We start from the raw sequence: 17,050 nt of genomic DNA on the forward strand, positions 1-17,050 counted from the left end.
TGTAAAGGCAAAGTTAAAATGTCCGCTTTGAGCAAAGTTGAAATGTCCGTCATGTGACATTTCAAATGCGCTTCTGAGCGGACGTTTTCCTTGCCGTCATCACCCCCTGCACGACGGCGGCGGCAACTCGATCTTCGCGGTAGTTGCGATTGCGTTTCTTCTTGTCGAGAGTTGCGTGCAGCGTTTTGCTATCCACGTCGACATCCTTCGCCCGCAGCGGTTGCTCCATACGGATATAGGCGAGCACGTTGCCGTTAGCGCGCATTTCAACTCGACCATCAGCATAGGTATGGATGTTGATGGACTGACCGATCAGCTTGCGAAGCTCAGGCTTATCGTCAAACCGATACGGTACGCCGCCGTGATGCAAGGTGAGTTTGGCGCTGAGTTTTCGGCTGTCGCAAATGGCCAGGATCAGATCCAGGTTGTAAGTTGAGTTAAGGGCGACATGCAGGTCAAGCGGATTGCCCGGCTCGACTGAAAAGCGTGCGTTGTAGTTCTGGATGAAATCACCGCACCAGGCGTTTGCGGTCTCGATGTCGTTGATGCCGTCCAGTCGCAAGGTTTTAACCAGACGGTCTTGCAACGTACGGTTAGCCCGCTCCACGCGGCCCTTCGCTTGAGGAGAGTTGGCACAGATTAGCTCGATGCCAAGTTCATCGAGCGCACGCTGGAACTGGGTCTTCGTCTGGTTCGTTGCTGATGGTGAGCGAAAGACCGCTGCACGGTCGGCATAGAACGCTTGCGGTCTGCCGTGCTGCTCGATGTATCGTCGAGTCGCCTCAAAATAGCTGGCCGTCGTTTCTGTCTCGGCAAAGTGCAGATGCTGAATCCTGCCCGTCGCATCGTCGATATACACTAGCAAGGTGCAAGCGTCGCCACGTTTCTCGAACCAGTGATGACGACTGCCGTCTATCTGGACCAACTCTCCGATGCACCGACGTCGTTCTCGCGGCTGATAAAGACGGCTCTTGTGGGCAGATTTCGTGACCCATAGCCCGGCCTTGATCATCAAGTTGCGCAGGGTTTCCTTCGACAGTTTCAAGCCATGCCGCTCGCGTAGTTGCTCGCAAGCCAGCGTCGGCCCAAAGTCGGCATAGTGATCACGTAGCAGTCCCAGCGCCTTCTGCGCCACCTCAGGCGCAAGCCGATTGTTGCTCGGCTTGCCCCGCTGCCTGGATATCATCCCGCTCTGGCCTTCTTGTTCAAAGCGTTTTTGAAGACGGCGTATTTGACGCGTCGTTATCCCCAGCCGCCTGGCCGCAATGACCGCCGTGATCTCGCCCTTGATACTGGCGCCGATGACCCCGGCGCGTTCCAACTCCTCCATCGTAATGCTCCCGATTTTTCCCACGCTCGACTCCAAACCGTTCGGAATCGACAGCATGAGCTATCTAGCAAAAGCGGACATTTCAACTTTGCTAAATGCGGACATTACAACTTTGCCCTAACACACCCTACGGTAGTTCCAGTCCTACAAAGGTGCGCTCCTTGTTCCTCTGGAATAGCGCGTTCCCCGCGCGCATGATCCTTCTGTCAGCGCATCCGCATGCGCCGCTCACAGGAGAATCAAATGTCGAAACAAAAAGGGCCGGACACCACGCATTCGCGCGGCATTGCCAAGGAAAAAGCCGTCACCGTCGCGGAAAACAGCCAGCAGCCGCGCGCACCGGGCTGGGTGGCGCCGGGCAGCGCCAACGTCCAGTCGGCCAATATCGAACAGCAGGGTGCTGCCCTGCGTTCGCGCGGATCGCTGCAGGGCGGACTCGACAATGCGAACGTGGGCAGCCAGCGCGGCGGCGCCGGGGGCCAGCAAGCCGGCTGGAGCGCCCGCCAGAGCGCCCAGCGCATGCAGGCGCGCGGCGAGGAAGACCGCCTGAACGCGGCGCGCCAGTCGGGCTACGGCGGCATGGAACAGCAGCAGAAAGGCGGCTCGCTGGCGTCGCCGACGGGCTCGAATGGCTCCGTGCAGAGCGAAGCCAACATGCCGCGCCAGGGCGATCAGACGGCGCAGCCGGCATCGGATCATCGCAGCAGGAAGAGCAAGAAACGCAGCAGCGGGGCGGGACAATAAACCTCGAAGCCTGTCACGTCGTCCCCGCGCAGGCGGGGCCCCAATTACTTGGCGCAGCAAATTCGATCTTTCGACTCCGGATACTTAATCTTGGGCTCCCGCCTGCGCGGGAACGACGGATGATGACTGCCGGCGCGAAACGGCGTATTGGTCCCCGCCCGGACGAAACGAGGCATGGTTCCCGCCCGCGCGGCAACGCCGTATTGTCGTTCCGCGTTTCCGGGTCATAGCCGCGCCGCCAGCTCGGCGCCTTCCCGGATCGCCCGCTTCGCATCCAGTTCCGCCGCCAGCGCCGCGCCGCCGATCTTGTGGAATGCCGGCCCGCCGCGCTGGTCCTCCGGCGGCATCAGCTCCGCCAGGCTCTCCTGCCCGGCGCAGATCACCACGTTGTCCACTTCCAGCAGCTTCGCCTGGCCCCCGACCGTGATGTGCAGGCCCGCGTCGTCGATGCGGTCGTACTGCACGCCGGCCAGCATCACGACGCCGTTGCGCGCCAGGGTGGCGCGGTGCACCCAGCCCGACGTCTTGCCCAGGCCCGCGCCCGGCCGCGTGGTCTTGCGCTGCAGGAGCCAGATGCTGCGCGCGGGCGTCGTTCCGTGCGGCTTTGCCAGGCCGCCCGGTGCGGCCACGCGCAGGTCGACGCCCCATTCGCCGGCCCAGTCCTCGACCGGTTGCGGCCGCGCCGCATTCGCATCGTGGATCAGGTATTCGGCCGTGTCGAAGCCGATGCCGCCGGCGCCGATGATCGCCACGCGCCGGCCGACAGGCGCCCGTTCGCGCAGCACGTCCAGGTAGGACAGCACCTTCGGGTGCTCGATACCCTTGATGCGCGGACGGCGCATGGTGACGCCCGTCGCCACGATCACGTCGTCGTAGCCGGCCGCGACGAGTTCTTCGCGCGTGACGCGCCGGCCGAGGCGCAGCTCGACGCCGGCGAGCTCCAGCTGGCGGCGGAAATAGCGGATGGTTTCCGCGAATTCTTCCTTGCCGGGGATGCGCATGGCGATGTTGAACTGGCCGCCGATGCGGTCCCACGCGTCGAACAGCGTGACGGCGTGTCCGCACGCCGCCGCCACCGTCGCGGCGGACAAGCCGGCCGGCCCGGCGCCGACGACGGCGATGCGCTTGCGGCGCACGGCCGGCCGGTACACGAGTTCCGTCTCGTGGCAGGCGCGCGGGTTCACGAGGCAGCTCGCGCGCTTGTTGGCGAACGTGTGGTCGAGACAGGCCTGATTGCAGGCGATGCACGTGTTGATGCGGTCCGCCTGCCCCGCTTGCGCCTTGTTCACCCAGTCGGGATCGGCCAGGAACGGCCGCGCCATCGACACGAGGTCCGCGCTGTTTGTCGCCAGCAGGTGCTCGGCGTCGGCCGGCATGTTGATGCGGTTCGACGCCACCACCGGGATGCCGACCGCGTCGCGCAGCCGCGCCGCGACGGATGCGAACGCGGCGCGCGGCACCGACGTGACGATGGTCGGAATCCTCGCCTCGTGCCAGCCGTAGCCCGTATTGAGGATCGTGGTACCGGCGTCTTCCAGCGCCTGCGCCACCTGCACGATCTCGTCCCACGTGTTGCCGCCGTCGACGAGGTCCAGCACGGAATGGCGCACCATGACGATGAAATCGCGCCCGACGGCCGCGCGGATGCGCCGCACGATCTCCACCGGCAGGCGCATGCGGTTTTCGAGCGAACCGCCCCACGCGTCGGTGCGGCGGTTCGTGCGCGCGCAGAGGAACTGGTTGATCAGGTAACCCTCGCTGCCCATCACCTCCACGCCGTCGTAGCCGGCCTTCTGCGCCAGGCGCGCGCAGCGGACATACGATGCGATGGTCGACTCGACCCCGCGCGCCGTCAGCGCGCGCGGGCGGAACGGAGAAATGGGCGACTTGACGTTGGATGCGGAGACGACGAGCGGCTGGTAGCCGTAGCGTCCCGCGTGCAGGATCTGCAGCAGGATCTTGCCGCCTTCCTCGTGCACGGCGCGCGTGACGCGGCGGTGGTTGAACACGTCGCCGCGGAAGTTCAGCGTGCCGCCGAACGGCAGCAGCCAGCCCTGGCGGTTCGGCGCAATGCCGCCGGTGACGATCAGGCCGGCCCCGCCGCGCGCCCGCTCGCGATAGAACGCGGCCAGCTTCCCGTAGTTCCAGAACCGGTCTTCCAGCCCCGTGTGCATGGAGCCCATGATGACGCGGTTCTTCAGCGTCGTGAATCCGAGGTCGAGCGGCGCGAGGAGGTTCGGATAGGCGTTAACGGGCAGCGAAGCAGTCATGGGGGCGGCGAAAGTGGGAATCCCGGCATTACACCGGGATTTCCTGGAGCCGTGGTTCTAATCGCGCGCGCCGCCGGAGATCAGGCCGGATAACTCTCCGGCGTACGCAGTTCGGCGAACTGCTCGATGCTGCCGATGCGCACCGTGACGGGATTCAGGCTCGTATGCGGCGCCATCGAACGCCAGGCGAATTTCCACTCCTTTTCGCGGGCGTCGGCCGCCGTGTGCGAAAACGCCTGGCCGAGACGCGAGCGCACGCCGTATTCGACGGGACCGTCGATGCCGGCCCAGTTGGGCAGCGTGCGCTGGACGGCGCGGTGCAGGCGCTCGCCGAATTCCTCCGTGTTGTGGATCACGAGGCAGCTGTCGGCCGGGCCGAGGACGTCGAACAGCTGCCGGTTCCACGCGGTGGAAAACGACAGCGTCAGGAACCCGTTCTCGGGTTGGAGTTTGAACTGGCCGGTGGACAGCGCCAGTTCCAGCTCGGCGCGCAGGCCGTAGCGGTGCAGGGTGGGAGGGCGTTGATAGTCGTGCATGATAGTCTCGATTCGTGAAATCTAGTCCGGCCTGGCCGGATCGTCGTGACGGTGGATGCGCATGTAGCGGAACGAGACGGACACTTCGCGCAGCAGGAAGATGAAGCTGGCAATCAGCGCGACCATGGCCACCACGAACAGGCCGGCGATGTAGCGGTCCAGCGGCAGGTTCGCGGTATCGCCGAGGAACAGGCAGGCAATGATCACGCAGATCAGGAAGCCGCAGCCGGTGCTGGACGTGATCGCGTAATTGATCAGCCGCCAGCGCAGGTACAGCACGTCGAGCTCCTCGCTGCATTCGGGGTCGGGGCCGTTGCGCAACTCGATCTTGAGGTCGCGGGTACGGTCGATGATGCGCGCGAGGCGGTTCATCAGTACCGTCAGCTTGGTCGCCACGCCCGTGAGCAGGAACACGGGCGCGATCGACAGCTGGATGACATGGCCGATGTCGTTGGTCTGGATATTCATGCTGCGTAGCTTGTCGTTATTGTAAGAAGCTGGGGACAGTGTAGCAGGCGGCGGCCCGTGTCCGGATTACCATCGTTTCAATCGAAGCGGCCGTAACGCTTGAACTGTTCGGTGGCCGCGACGAGGGCGCGGGCGATGCCGACTTCCAGCGCGCCGTGGCCGGCGTCCGGGATCATGCGCAGGCGCGACCCGGTCCAGGCCTGGTGCAGGCGGTACGCGGACAGCGGCGGGCAGATCACGTCGTAGCGGCCCTGCACGATCACGGCCGGCAGGTGCGCGATGCGGCCGACGTCGCGCAACAGCTGGTCGGGCTCGAGAAAGCCGCCGTGCGCCATGTAGTGCGATTCGAGGCGGCCCACGCCCAGGTCGAGCGTGTCGGACGAATGGTCTTCTTCCTGCGGCAGCAGGAACACGCGGCGGCCTTCGAAACGGCTCCACGCGCGCGCGGCGGGCCAGTACTGCTGCGGGTCGTCGGACAACAGGCGCTTCGCGTACGCCGCCAGCAGGTCGCCGCGCTCCTCGACCGGAATCGGGGCGATGAACTCGTCGTACAGCTCCGGATAAAACCACTGCACGCCGTACAGGAAGAATTCGATCTCGGCCGGGGTGCACAGGAAAATCCCGCGCAGGACGAAGCCGAGGCAGCGTTCCGGATGCGCCTGTCCGTAGGCCAGCGCGAGGGTCGACCCCCAGGAGCCGCCGAACACGAGCCAGCGCTCGATGCCGAACATGGCGCGCAGGTGCTCGATGTCCTGAATGAGCAGCTGCGTCGTGTTGTTGCGCCATTCGCCCAGCGGGGTCGACTTGCCGGCGCCGCGCTGGTCGAACAGGATCACGCGGTACGTGGCCGGATCGAAGAAGCGGCGGTGCTGCGGCGACAGGCCCGCGCCCGGGCCGCCGTGCAGGAACACGACGGGGATGCCGTTCGGGTTGCCCACTTCTTCCCAGTAGATCGTGTGCAGGTCGTCCACGGCCAGCATGCCATGGCGATTCGGGAGGATGGGCGGGAACAGCGACGGCGGGGTGACGGGCATGGCGGATCGGTCTGTGAAAAAACGACAACCGATTGTAGCCTACCGCCCGGCCGATCTAGAAGAAAGTGTTGAGCGCGAAGCGCACGGCGTAGTCGTCGTCCACGGCCAGCAGCAGCGGCCAGCGGTCGAACGTCGTGCACGGATGCGAGATGCCGCAGCCGACCAGGTCGCCCACCGCCAGCATGTCGCGCACGGCTCCTTCCGGCAGGCGCAGGTATGCGTGCTGGTCGTTCATCTTGACGATCTCGCAGCCGTCCGGCAGCGCGTGCGCGACGCCGGGGCCGGGCCGGTGGTGCCACAGTGGCAGCGGCAGGCCGGCGTCGTGCGACGCGTCGCGCTTGCCCATCGTCAGGATCGCGAGGCCCGGTTCGGGACGCGACTGCACGACGCTCCAGATCTCCAGCGCGGCCCGCAATCCCTCGCCGTTTGCTGTGCCTTCGCGCGCGTCGAGCGCCTCGATGTGGCGCTGGTACATCCCGTGATCGCTCGTCAGGTAGCAGCCGCTGCGCAGCACCGGGACCAGCGGCAGCGACAGGCCGTGCAATTCCTGGAAGCCGCGCGCGACGAGGTCGAAGTACGACGAGCCGCCGGCCGTCACGAGGATCTCGCGCGTGCCGAACAGGCCTTCGTCGTCGGCCTCGCGCACGAGCGCGCACAGGCGCGCGACGAAGCTGGACACGGCGCGCAGATCGGCGTCGGGGTCGTCCGATACGAGCAGGCCCTCGTAACCCTCGAAGCCGGCCAGCACGAGGCCCGGCGCCCGTTCGATGGCGCGCGCCACGGTCAGCGCCTCCTCCGGCGTGCGGCAGCCGGCGCGCTTGCCCGACAGGCCCAGTTCGACCAGCACCGGCAGCGTGCGTGCGAGCGGGTGCATGTCGACTTCCTCGGCCAGGCGCGCCACGCCGGCCAGCGAATCGGCCAGCACGACGCATTCGAAACCGGGGTCCTCGTGCAGCAGTTGCAGCACCATGCGCACGTCGCTGCGCGCGACGAGCTGGTTCGCGACGAGCACGCGGCGCACGCCGAAACGGTGCGCCACCCGCACCTGCACGGCGTTCGCCAGCGTGATGCCCCATGCGCCATTGGCCAGCTGGGCGCCGAACAGCTGCGGGCACATCGTCGTCTTGCCGTGCGGCGCGATGCGCACGCCATGGCGCGCGCAGAAGTCGCGCATCCACTCGAGGTTATGGCGCAGCGCGGACGTTTTAAGCACCGCGACGGGGTAACTCGTGTCGCCATGCAGCACGTTCCATCCCTGCACGCCGATGGCCCCCTGGCGCAGCGGCGCGATCAACGGCAGCCCTTTCACACCGGGCAGCAGCACCTGTTCTTCCAGGCCGGACAAGGCGAGTGCGCCGTGCGGCAATGCGTTCATGTGTTCTTCTCCCATCAAGCGTCGAGGCTGCGCAATTCGTCCTCGAGGTCGACACGTAACAAGCCCGGCGTCGGCATCACGCCTTTCGAGCCGGGGGTACGGAAAATGCCCGGCACGAGGCCGTCCTGCTGCAGTTGGGGCAGCAATTCTCCCAGCAACTCGTCCAGCGCAAACGCGTGCGGCTCGTAGCCATCCCACTCGAATTCCGCGCACAGCCGGGCGAATTCGCGGTCCGGCCACATGGCGAACACGAGCGTGCCATCGTCCTTCTTCGCCAGCGCCCAGCCGTTGCGGTACAGGCCCCACACGGTGCCCGTGGCAGCGACGCGCTTGACGAAATATTCATAACGCTGCGGCGCCGGCAAGCGCACCACGGCCTTCACTTGTTCAGTATCGATCATTGCCCTCTTCCTCGCGCGCCCGGCGGCGGCCGTCGGGACGAGGATACGACACGTTGGCCCCATCACGGCGCGCAGGCCGACACCGGGGTCAGAGCCCGGTTTTAGGAAATTTCTCAAAATCGGGCTCTGACCCCGGTTCGTCGTCGAGAGCCCTTCGTCACGCGCAGGAGCCGGTGCAGCGGCGACACTTCCTGCTGTGCCCTGGATACGTTCTTCGTGCCACCCTCGGCCGGCAAGCCCAGCGCCACCGCGATCGCTTCCAGCACCGTCGACTTGCCGGCGCCGTTCTCGCCGACGAAAAAGGTGACGTCGGGATGCGGCTCGAGCACGCCGAGTTCGCGCACGGCGGGAATGGTAAACGGATAGCGGTCGAGGTCGATCGCGGCCCGCGGGTCGACCTGGACGGCACGCAAATACGGCTTGGCGGCAAGTGGTGGCATGATTGATCCGGAAAGAAAAACACCGCCCGGGGGCGGTGTCGATGCACGACGGCGCGACGGCCGCTTACTGCATGTGCTGGCCGCCGTTGATGGCGATGTTGGCGCCGGTGACGAAGGCTGCCTCGTCCGACGACAGGTAGGCGACCAGGCCGGCCACTTCTTCCGGCTTGCCCAGGCGGCCCATCGGGATCTGCGGCAGGATCTTCGATTCCAGCACTTCGGCCGGGATGTCGGTGACCATCTTGGTGCCGATGTAGCCCGGCGAGATGGTGTTCACGGTGACGCCCTTGCGCGCCACTTCCAGCGCCAGAGCCTTCGTGAAGCCGTGGATGCCGGCCTTGGCCGCGGAATAGTTGGTCTGGCCGAACGCGCCTTTCTGGCCGTTGACGGACGAGATGTTGATGATGCGGCCCCAGCCGCGCTCGACCATGCCGTCGGCGACGGGCTTGGTCATGTTGAACACGGAATCGAGATTGGTCTTCATGACCGCATCCCAATTGACCTTGTCCATCTTCTTGAACGTCATGTCACGCGTGATGCCGGCGTTGTTGACCAGCACGTCGACGGCACCGACTTCCTTCACGACCTTGGCCACGCAGGCCTGGGCCGAGTCGTAATCGGACACGTCGCATTCATACGCCTTGAAGTCATGGCCTTGTTCGCGCATCGCAGCGAGCCAGCCTTCCGCTTTCTTGCTGCCCGGCGAGTACGTCGTCACGACCTTGTAGCCGAGCGCCGCCAGCTTGATGCAGATCGCTTCACCCAGGCCGCCCATGCCGCCGGTCACTAATGCCACTCTAGCCATAGTCTTCTCCTCGTTTTTCGCTTAAATATTGCGCACACACTTGTTGATTACCGAACCTGCACGGCGCCCCAGCGGTGGCGCCGTGCCGGATTACTTCAGCGCTCGACCGCCAGGGCAACGCCCATGCCGCCGCCGATGCACAGCGCAGCCAGGCCCTTCTTGGCGTCGCGGCGGATCATTTCGTGCAGCAGGGTCACCAGCACGCGCGCGCCCGAGGCGCCGATCGGGTGGCCCAGCGCGATCGCGCCGCCGTTGACGTTGATCTTCGACGTGTCCCAGCCCATCTGCTTGTTGACGGCGACGGCCTGGGCGGCGAAGGCTTCGTTGATTTCCATCAGGTCGACGTCTTCGTGCTTCCAGCCGGCCTTTTCCAGGCACTGGCGGGCGGCGTCGACCGGGCCCATGCCCATGATGGCCGGGTCCAGGCCGGCCGACGAATAGGCCTTGATGCGGGCGATCGGGGTCAGGCCCAGTTCCTTGGCCTTCGAGGCCGACATCATGATCACGGCGGCGGCGCCGTCGTTCAGGCCGGACGCGTTGCCTGCGGTCACGGAACCCTCCTTATTGAAGGCCGGACGCAGGCTGGACAGGCCTTCCAGGGTGGCGCCGTGCTTCGGATACTCGTCGGTATCGAAGACGGTCGGGCCCTTCTTGGACGGGATCTCGATGGGGATGATCTCGTCCTTGAACTTGCCGGCCTTCATGGCCGCTTCCGCCTTCAGCTGCGATTGCAGCGCGAATTCGTCCTGTTCCTGGCGCGAGATCTCGTACTTGCGCGCGACGTTCTCGGCCGTCACGCCCATGTGGTACTGGTTGTAGACGTCCCACAGGCCGTCGACGATCATCGTGTCGGTCAGCTTGGCGTCGCCCATGCGGAAGCCGTCGCGCGAACCGTTCAGCACGTGCGGCGAGGCGCTCATGTTTTCCTGGCCGCCGGCGATCACGATCGACGCGTCGCCGCACTTGATGGCCTGGGCCGCCAGGTGGGTGGCGCGCAGTCCGGAGCCGCACACCATGTTGAGGGTAAAGGCCGGCACCTTGTCCGGCAGGCCGCTCTTGATGACGGCCTGGCGGGCCGGGTTCTGGCCGACGCCCGCCGTCAGGACCTGGCCCATGATGACTTCGCTGACGGCGGCCGGATCGATGCCCGTCTTCGTCAGCAGGTGCTTGATGACCTGGGCGCCTAGCTCGGCAGCCGGAACTTTTGAGAGCGTACCGCCGAACTTGCCGATTGCAGTACGGCCGGCGGCCACGATTACGACATCTTCCATATCAATCTCCGGTATCCCGGCCCCAGTGGCCGGGGTTCAATGAGTGGACAGCCCTGCTGTCGGCCTTTTTCTGACCAGGCCTGGAAGAATCCGAAAACCAGCGCAACGGTGGCACTGAACCGGCGGCAGCCGCATGCATGGGGTGCATCGGATGCGGGGGACACCGGTGTGCGCGGCAGGTCGACCATGTCGTGCGCTTGATGAATCACAATCTCCGCATAGGCTTGGACAGAAAGCCAACAATATTAGTGACCTTGCTTAAAGTTTGTTTAAGCAAAATCAATCTTATCAGCTTATTCATCGGAAAAAACAGTCCTTTTCTTCATTTTGCGCATGGCTGAGCATCTTTATCAGACATTATTTTTGTTCAGGAAACAGGGGTTGCCGCCTGTATAAACCGGACCAAAACCCTTTTCCGTTGGGTGAAAATTCACAGTAGAATGCACGGGCTAAGCCAACCACATTGATTTATGCCCAAAAGCTCGAGCTCCCTGCCCATCGAAATCAAGATCTCCACGGTCGTGGCCATTTCGACCATCCTGCACTCGGCCGATCCGATCGCGATCGATGCCGCGCTCAAGCAGATGACCGGGGGCGTCTCCGATTTCTTCGAGGATGAATTCGCCGTCATCGACGTCGCCGGCATCGCCGAGGAGGCCGCGCACATCGACTGGGAGGCGCTGGTCGCGCTGCTCAGGAAGTACCGGCTGAACGCCGTCGCCGTGCGCGGCGCGCCGGGCAAGCTGCACGACGTGATCCGGGCCCACGACCTGTTCCTCGACGACGGTACGAGCGGCCTGCAGGCCGGCGCCGGCCGCGAACGCGACATGCCTGCCGCCGCGCCGGAAGAACCGGCCGCCCCGGCGCCCGCACCGGCTCCGGCGCCGGTGCCGGCCCAGGCGATGATCGTCGACACCCCGGTGCGCGCCGGCCAGCGCATCTACGCGCGCGGAACCGACCTGATCGTGACCGCCGTCGTGAACAATGGCGCCGAGCTCATCGCCGACGGCAGCATCCACGTGTATGCGCCGCTGCACGGCCGCGCGCTGGCGGGCGCCTCGGGCAATGCCGGCGCGCGCATCTTCGCGCTGCAGTTGGAACCGGAACTGGTGTCGATCGCGGGCGTTTACCGGACGTTCGACGAAGGTGTCCCCCCGGAAGTGGCACGCCAGCCGGCACAAATCCGTTTGGTCGGCGACCGAATCGATATATCATCGCTGGGTTCGGCGACACGCAACTGAGCGCGCCCTGTACCAGCATTGACCAGATACTGAATAGGACACATTTTTTTCATGGCAAGAATTATCGTTGTAACGTCCGGTAAGGGCGGTGTGGGCAAGACCACCTCGAGCGCAAGTTTCTCGTCGGGCCTCGCGATGCGCGGCCACAAGACGGTCGTCATCGACTTCGACGTCGGCCTGCGCAATCTCGACCTGATCATGGGCTGCGAACGCCGCGTCGTCTACGACCTGATCAATGTCGTCAACGGCGAAGCGAGCCTGACCCAGGCCCTGATCAAGGATAAGCACTGCGACAACCTGTTCATCCTGCCGGCGTCGCAGACGCGCGACAAGGACGCGCTGACCGAAGAAGGCGTGGAAAACGTGCTGAACGAGCTGGTCAAGATGGACTTCGAGTACATCATCTGCGATTCGCCGGCCGGCATCGAACACGGCGCGCTGATGGCGCTGACGTTCGCCGACGAAGCGCTGATCGTCACCAATCCGGAAGTGTCGTCCGTGCGCGACTCCGACCGCATCCTCGGCATCCTGCAGGCCAAGTCGCGCCGCGCCCAGAGCGGCGGCGAGCCCGTCAGGGAACACCTGCTGATCACCCGCTATTCGCCGCGCCGCGTGGAAAACGACGAGATGCTGTCGTACGAGGACGTGCAGGAAATCCTGCGCATTCCCCTGCTCGGCATCATTCCGGAATCGGAAGCCGTGCTACACGCGTCGAACCAGGGCAATCCGGCGATCCACTTCAAGGACACCGACGTGGCCCAGGCCTACCAGGACGTCGTGTCGCGCTTCCTCGGCGACGAGATCCCGCTGCGCTTCACCAACTACGAAAAGCCGGGTTTCCTGCAGCGTCTGTTCGGAGCAAAGTGACATGCCTCTGCTCTCATTCCTGTTCCCGAAGAATCAGAAAAGCGCGACGGCGGCCAAGGAAAGGCTGCAGATCATCATCGCCCGCGAACGCAGCGGCCGCGGCGGCCCGGATTTCCTGCCCGCCCTGCACCGCGAGCTGATCGAGGTGATCTCCAAGTACACCAAGGTCAACGCCGAGGACATCAAGATTTCCCTCGACCGCCAGGGCAACCTGGAAGTGCTCGACGTCAACGTCGTCCTGCCGGACGCGTAGGGTGGACGGCTGTGCCGTCCACCCTATGCCGCGTTCCCGACCTCGCGCGCCACGCGCGTGCAGGCTTCGACGTGCTGGTAGCCCATCTGCCTGAACAAGGCGAAACCGATCGCCGCCGAGGCGATCTGCCCCGCCAGCGGCACGATCTTCGCCGCTGACTTGGCCGCCAGCTTGGCGCCCGACTTGCGTAATAGTTTCAAAACGAGTTCCTTGGTCACGATCTTGCCCACCAGCGTACCGCCCAGCGCCGCCACGGCCTGGTAGGCGGCGATGCGCATGCGCGGCTGCAGCCGGTCGATCTGGTCCGGCGACAGCCCGAACGCCTGGTTGATCTCTTCGACCATGACGGCGAAGCTGGACAGGTCGGCCACGACGTCAACGCCCGGCAACGGAATCACGGACACCCCCGCCGAAAAAGCCGCGCGCTTGCGCACGATGCCGCGGCAGCGCTCGCGCACGCGCTCGATGTCCTCGCTGGAGACCGGCAGCAGGGCCAGGTCATCCTTGCTCTTTCTCTTGAACATGTTAGCTCCTCAACCACAGTTTTGAGGACAGTGTAACCGGGAGTTTGTCCACGGTTTGACACAACTATGACGCAATTTCCCAACGAAAATGTGAATTTATCTGAGGCATCGGTAGCTTTGCGTTTTAAAAGTCTGATATATTTAGTGACATTGTAGGAATGTTCCTACAGTGACGTCCGATAGTCCCACAAGCCGAGACAGCTGAAAATCATGAGAATATCCGTACTGGACAACGACACGACCCAGGCAGAACTCATCTGCCAAGTTCTGAACGGAGCTGGGCACAGCTGTCAGGCATTCGACAGCGGCAAAGACTTGCTGGGGCAACTCCGCAAGGACAGCACCGACCTGCTGATCGTCGACTGGCAAGTGACCGACGTCCCGGCGGCGGAACTCCTGCGCCGCGCCAAGGAAAAACTGGCGCCGAATACCCCGACCATGTTCCTCGCCGGCAGCGCGGCCGAGGACGACATCGTGGCCGGCGTCACGGCCGGTGCCGACGACTACCTGGTGAAACCGCTGCGCCGCGGCGAACTGGTCGCGCGCACGCAGGCGCTGCTGCGCCGTGCCTACCCGTCGCAGAATGGCGCGGAACAGCTGCAGTTCGGCCCTTACGTGTTCGAAACCCGCCCGGGACGCCTCATGATGGACGGCGAGCAGATCGACGTCACCCACAAGGAATTCAACCTGGCGCTGCTGTTTTTCCGCAACCTCGGCCGGCCGTTGTCGCGCGCCTATATTCACGAGTCGATCTGGGTGCGCGAAACGGCCGTCCCGTCGCGCACGATGGACACCCACGTCTCGCGCGTGCGCAACAAGCTGCGCCTGCGTCCGGAAAACGGATTCCGCCTCGTGCCGGTATACAGTTACGGTTATAGACTGGAGAAGCTGGGCGCGTGAAACCCTGCCGCGGTAGGGGTATAATGGGCGCGCTGCCCAATTTTTGATCACCCATGCAACTGCTCGCCGTCGGCCTCAATCACACCACAGCACCGGTCTCGCTGCGCGAGCAACTGGCGCTGGCGCCCGAGCAATTGGGCGCCGCGGTGCAGGCCGCGCGGGGGTGGTTCTCCCGTTTCAATACCCAGGGCGAAGACGAAGCGGCGCTGCTCTCGACGTGCAACCGCACCGAGATGTATGCCGCCAGCTGCGCGCCCGATCCGCTCGATGCGTCGGCGCGCTTCCTGGCCGATTATCACGACCTGAATTTCTCCGAGCTGCGCCCGCACCTGTACATGCTGCCGCAGCATGACGCCGTGCGCCACGCGTTCCGCGTCGCCTCCGGCCTCGATTCGATGGTGCTGGGCGAGGCCCAGATCCTGGGCCAGATGAAGGACGCCGTGCGCGTCGCCGACGCGGCGGGCGGCCTCGGGACCTATCTGCACCAGCTGTTCCAGCGCAGCTTCGCCGTGGCGAAGGAAGTGCGCACGACCACCGAGATCGGCGCGCACAGCGTGTCGATGGCCGCCGCCGCCGTGCGCCTGTCGGAACGCATTTTCGACCGCGTCAGCGAGCAGAACGTGCTGTTCATCGGCGCCGGCGACATGATCGAGCTGTGCGCCACGCACTTCGCCGCCCACAATCCCAAGTCGATCACGATCGCCAACCGCACCCTGGCGCGCGGCGAGATCCTGGCCGCGCGCTTCAACGGCCGGGCGATCGGCCTCGCCGACCTGTCCGAGCGCCTGCCGGAGTTCGACATCGTGATCGCGTCGACCGGATCGACCCTGCCGCTGATCGGCAAGGGCCTCGTCGAACGCGCCGTCAAGGTGCGCCGCCACCGGCCGATGTTCATGGTCGACCTGGCCGTCCCGCGCGACATCGAGCCGGAAGTCGGCCGCCTGAACGACGTGTTCCTGTACACGGTCGACGACCTCGCCGAGGTGGTCAGGACCGGCGTCGAAAGCCGCCAGGCGGCCGTCGCCCAGGCCGAGGCCATCATCGAAACGCGCGTGCAGTCGTTCATGCACTGGGTCGGCGACCGCGCCGTGGTGCCGGTGATCCGCGACATGCACGAATCGAGCGAAGCGATGCGCCTGGCCGAACTGGAACGGGCGCGCAAGCTCCTGGCCAGGGGCGAGGACATCGACACGGTGCTCGACGCCCTGTCCAAGGGTCTTACCGCGAAATTCCTGCACGGCCCGCAACAGGCCCTGCACCGCGCCCAGGGCGACGAGCGCGCCCGCCTCGCGAGCTTGCTGCCCCAGTTGTTCCGCAGCCGCCGTTAGCGGCCCGCACTCCTTCGTCGTACCCGCGTGCCGCTCCCGCGGCTTGTCCGCTGTCATTCCAATAAGAACACTATGAAACCATCCATGCTGGCCAAGCTGGACCAACTGGCCAACCGCCTCGTCGAACTGGACGAACTTCTCATGTCCGAAGGCGCCACCGCGAACATGGACAGCTTCCGCAAGCTGAACCGCGAACACGCCGAGCTGAGCCCGCTCGTCGCCGTGTATCGCCAGTACCAGACCGCGCAGGCCGACATCGACGCCGCGCAGGAGATGTTGGGCGACCCGGACATGAAGGATTTCGCCCAGGACGAAATCGACGATGCCAGGGCGCGCATGGCGGCACTGGACATCGAGCTGCAGAAGATGCTGCTGCCCAAGGACGAGAACGACGAGCGCAACATCTTCCTCGAGATCCGCGCGGGCACGGGCGGCGACGAATCGGCGCTGTTCGCGGGCGACCTGCTGCGCATGTACACCCGCTACGCCGAGCGCAACCGCTGGCAGGTGGAGATGGTGTCGGAATCGTCATCCGACCTGGGCGGCTACCGCGAAGTCATCGTGCGCATCGTCGGCCAGGGCGCCTATTCGAAGCTGAAATTCGAATCGGGCGGCCACCGCGTGCAGCGCGTGCCGGCGACGGAAACGCAGGGACGCATCCACACCTCCGCCTGCACCGTCGCCGTGATGCCGGAGGCGGACGAGGTCGAGGACGTGCAGATCAACCCGGCCGACCTGCGCATCGACACCTATCGCGCCTCGGGCGCCGGCGGCCAGCACATCAACAAGACCGATTCCGCCGTGCGCCTGACGCACCTGCCGACCGGCATCGTCGTCGAATGCCAGGACGACCGCAGCCAGCACAAGAACAAGGCGCAGGCAATGAAGGTGCTGGCCGCGCGCATCAAGGATGTGCAACTGCGCGAACAACAGAGCAAGGAAGCGGCGACCCGCAAGAGCCTGATCGGCTCGGGCGACCGCAGCGAGCGCATCCGCACCTATAACTTCCCGCAGGGCCGCCTGACCGACCACCGCATCAACCTGACGCTGTATAAACTGGACATGATCATGGACGGCGACCTGAACGAGCTGACGAACGCCCTGTCCGCCGAGCACCAGGCCGAACAGCTGGCCGCGCTGGGCGACTGACAATCGTCAAACCGGGGTCAGAGCCCGGTTTTGGGCAATTTCCAAAAATCGGGCTCTGACCCCGGTGTTAAGACGGTTATAAGTTGCTAGACTGAAAATATCATCTTCGACAAC

General features: G+C 64.9%; 18 protein-coding genes. 7 read left to right on the plus strand and 11 right to left on the minus strand.

All coding sequences use genetic code 11. From position 1 onward, the window contains the following. Window positions 1-61: 61 nt before the first annotated feature. Window positions 62-1,387, minus strand: coding sequence for an ISNCY family transposase (locus U9J41_RS27425; protein ID WP_322402055.1), 1,326 nt, complete (start codon window positions 1,385-1,387; stop codon window positions 62-64). A gap of 186 nt (window positions 1,388-1,573) precedes the next feature. Here U9J41_RS27425 and U9J41_RS27430 point away from each other — a divergent pair, with 186 nt between their 5' ends. Further along, on the plus strand, window positions 1,574-2,074 hold the full coding sequence (locus U9J41_RS27430; protein ID WP_322405341.1) for a hypothetical protein: 501 nt from the start codon (window positions 1,574-1,576) through the stop codon (window positions 2,072-2,074). A gap of 224 nt (window positions 2,075-2,298) precedes the next feature. Here U9J41_RS27430 and U9J41_RS27435 read toward each other — a convergent pair whose 3' ends face one another. From U9J41_RS27435 to U9J41_RS27475, 9 genes are all read right to left on the minus strand, one after another. Next, window positions 2,299-4,344, minus strand: coding sequence for an NADPH-dependent 2,4-dienoyl-CoA reductase (locus U9J41_RS27435; protein ID WP_322405342.1), 2,046 nt, complete (start codon window positions 4,342-4,344; stop codon window positions 2,299-2,301). Window positions 4,345-4,424: 80 nt separating this feature from the next. Then, window positions 4,425-4,880: a hypothetical protein gene (locus tag U9J41_RS27440; protein ID WP_322405344.1), complete on the minus strand. Its 456-nt coding sequence runs from the start codon at window positions 4,878-4,880 to the stop codon at window positions 4,425-4,427. 21 nt (window positions 4,881-4,901) lie between these two features. Continuing rightward, window positions 4,902-5,348 carry a DUF2721 domain-containing protein gene (locus U9J41_RS27445; RefSeq protein WP_322405345.1) on the minus strand — a complete coding sequence of 149 codons (447 nt, stop codon included), beginning with the start codon at window positions 5,346-5,348 and terminating at the stop codon, window positions 4,902-4,904. A gap of 77 nt (window positions 5,349-5,425) precedes the next feature. Continuing rightward, on the minus strand, window positions 5,426-6,382 hold the full coding sequence (pip, locus tag U9J41_RS27450) for a prolyl aminopeptidase (RefSeq protein WP_322405346.1): 957 nt from the start codon (window positions 6,380-6,382) through the stop codon (window positions 5,426-5,428). A gap of 55 nt (window positions 6,383-6,437) precedes the next feature. Next, a complete protein-coding gene (locus U9J41_RS27455) occupies window positions 6,438-7,757 on the minus strand; it encodes an amino acid deaminase (RefSeq protein WP_322405348.1) in 1,320 nt (439 codons plus the stop codon). Between the two features lie 14 nt (window positions 7,758-7,771). After that, the gene (locus tag U9J41_RS27460; protein WP_056445274.1) at window positions 7,772-8,158 is read right to left on the minus strand and encodes a DUF2750 domain-containing protein; all 387 of its coding nucleotides are present in this window, start codon (window positions 8,156-8,158) and stop codon (window positions 7,772-7,774) included. A 113-nt stretch (window positions 8,159-8,271) separates the two neighbouring features. Next, window positions 8,272-8,598: an AAA family ATPase gene (locus U9J41_RS27465; protein ID WP_322405349.1), complete on the minus strand. Its 327-nt coding sequence runs from the start codon at window positions 8,596-8,598 to the stop codon at window positions 8,272-8,274. A gap of 64 nt (window positions 8,599-8,662) precedes the next feature. Next, window positions 8,663-9,403: an acetoacetyl-CoA reductase gene (phbB, locus tag U9J41_RS27470; RefSeq protein ID WP_322405351.1), complete on the minus strand. Its 741-nt coding sequence runs from the start codon at window positions 9,401-9,403 to the stop codon at window positions 8,663-8,665. A 95-nt stretch (window positions 9,404-9,498) separates the two neighbouring features. Then, on the minus strand, window positions 9,499-10,674 hold the full coding sequence (locus tag U9J41_RS27475) for an acetyl-CoA C-acetyltransferase (RefSeq protein ID WP_322405352.1): 1,176 nt from the start codon (window positions 10,672-10,674) through the stop codon (window positions 9,499-9,501). A 470-nt stretch (window positions 10,675-11,144) separates the two neighbouring features. Between U9J41_RS27475 and minC the strand changes: the two genes are divergently transcribed. From minC to minE, 3 genes are read left to right on the plus strand one after another with little or no spacing between them, the layout of a single operon-like run. Further along, window positions 11,145-11,915, plus strand: coding sequence for a septum site-determining protein MinC (gene minC, locus U9J41_RS27480; protein WP_322405353.1), 771 nt, complete (start codon window positions 11,145-11,147; stop codon window positions 11,913-11,915). A gap of 51 nt (window positions 11,916-11,966) precedes the next feature. Beyond that, a complete protein-coding gene (minD, locus tag U9J41_RS27485) occupies window positions 11,967-12,782 on the plus strand; it encodes a septum site-determining protein MinD (RefSeq protein ID WP_322405355.1) in 816 nt (271 codons plus the stop codon). Window position 12,783: 1 nt separating this feature from the next. Then, window positions 12,784-13,035 (plus strand): cell division topological specificity factor MinE, encoded by a 252-nt coding sequence (gene minE / locus U9J41_RS27490; protein WP_036231293.1) that lies wholly within the window; start codon window positions 12,784-12,786, stop codon window positions 13,033-13,035. 23 nt (window positions 13,036-13,058) lie between these two features. On the opposite strand, the gene U9J41_RS27495 is transcribed toward minE, so the two are convergent. Continuing rightward, on the minus strand, window positions 13,059-13,559 hold the full coding sequence (locus U9J41_RS27495) for a hypothetical protein (protein WP_322405356.1): 501 nt from the start codon (window positions 13,557-13,559) through the stop codon (window positions 13,059-13,061). A 210-nt stretch (window positions 13,560-13,769) separates the two neighbouring features. Here U9J41_RS27495 and U9J41_RS27500 point away from each other — a divergent pair, with 210 nt between their 5' ends. The 3 genes from U9J41_RS27500 (at window position 13,770) to prfA (ending at window position 16,936) form a co-directional block, all read left to right on the plus strand. Then, window positions 13,770-14,459 (plus strand): response regulator transcription factor, encoded by a 690-nt coding sequence (locus tag U9J41_RS27500; protein WP_056445216.1) that lies wholly within the window; start codon window positions 13,770-13,772, stop codon window positions 14,457-14,459. A gap of 53 nt (window positions 14,460-14,512) precedes the next feature. Continuing rightward, window positions 14,513-15,787: a glutamyl-tRNA reductase gene (gene hemA / locus U9J41_RS27505; protein ID WP_322405358.1), complete on the plus strand. Its 1,275-nt coding sequence runs from the start codon at window positions 14,513-14,515 to the stop codon at window positions 15,785-15,787. Between the two features lie 72 nt (window positions 15,788-15,859). After that, window positions 15,860-16,936, plus strand: coding sequence for a peptide chain release factor 1 (prfA, locus tag U9J41_RS27510; RefSeq protein WP_322405360.1), 1,077 nt, complete (start codon window positions 15,860-15,862; stop codon window positions 16,934-16,936). The last annotated feature ends 114 nt before the right edge of the window (window positions 16,937-17,050 follow it).

This window comes from Massilia luteola (genome assembly GCF_034420155.1).
GTDB classification, from domain to species: Bacteria; Pseudomonadota; Gammaproteobacteria; order Burkholderiales; family Burkholderiaceae_D; genus Telluria; species Telluria luteola.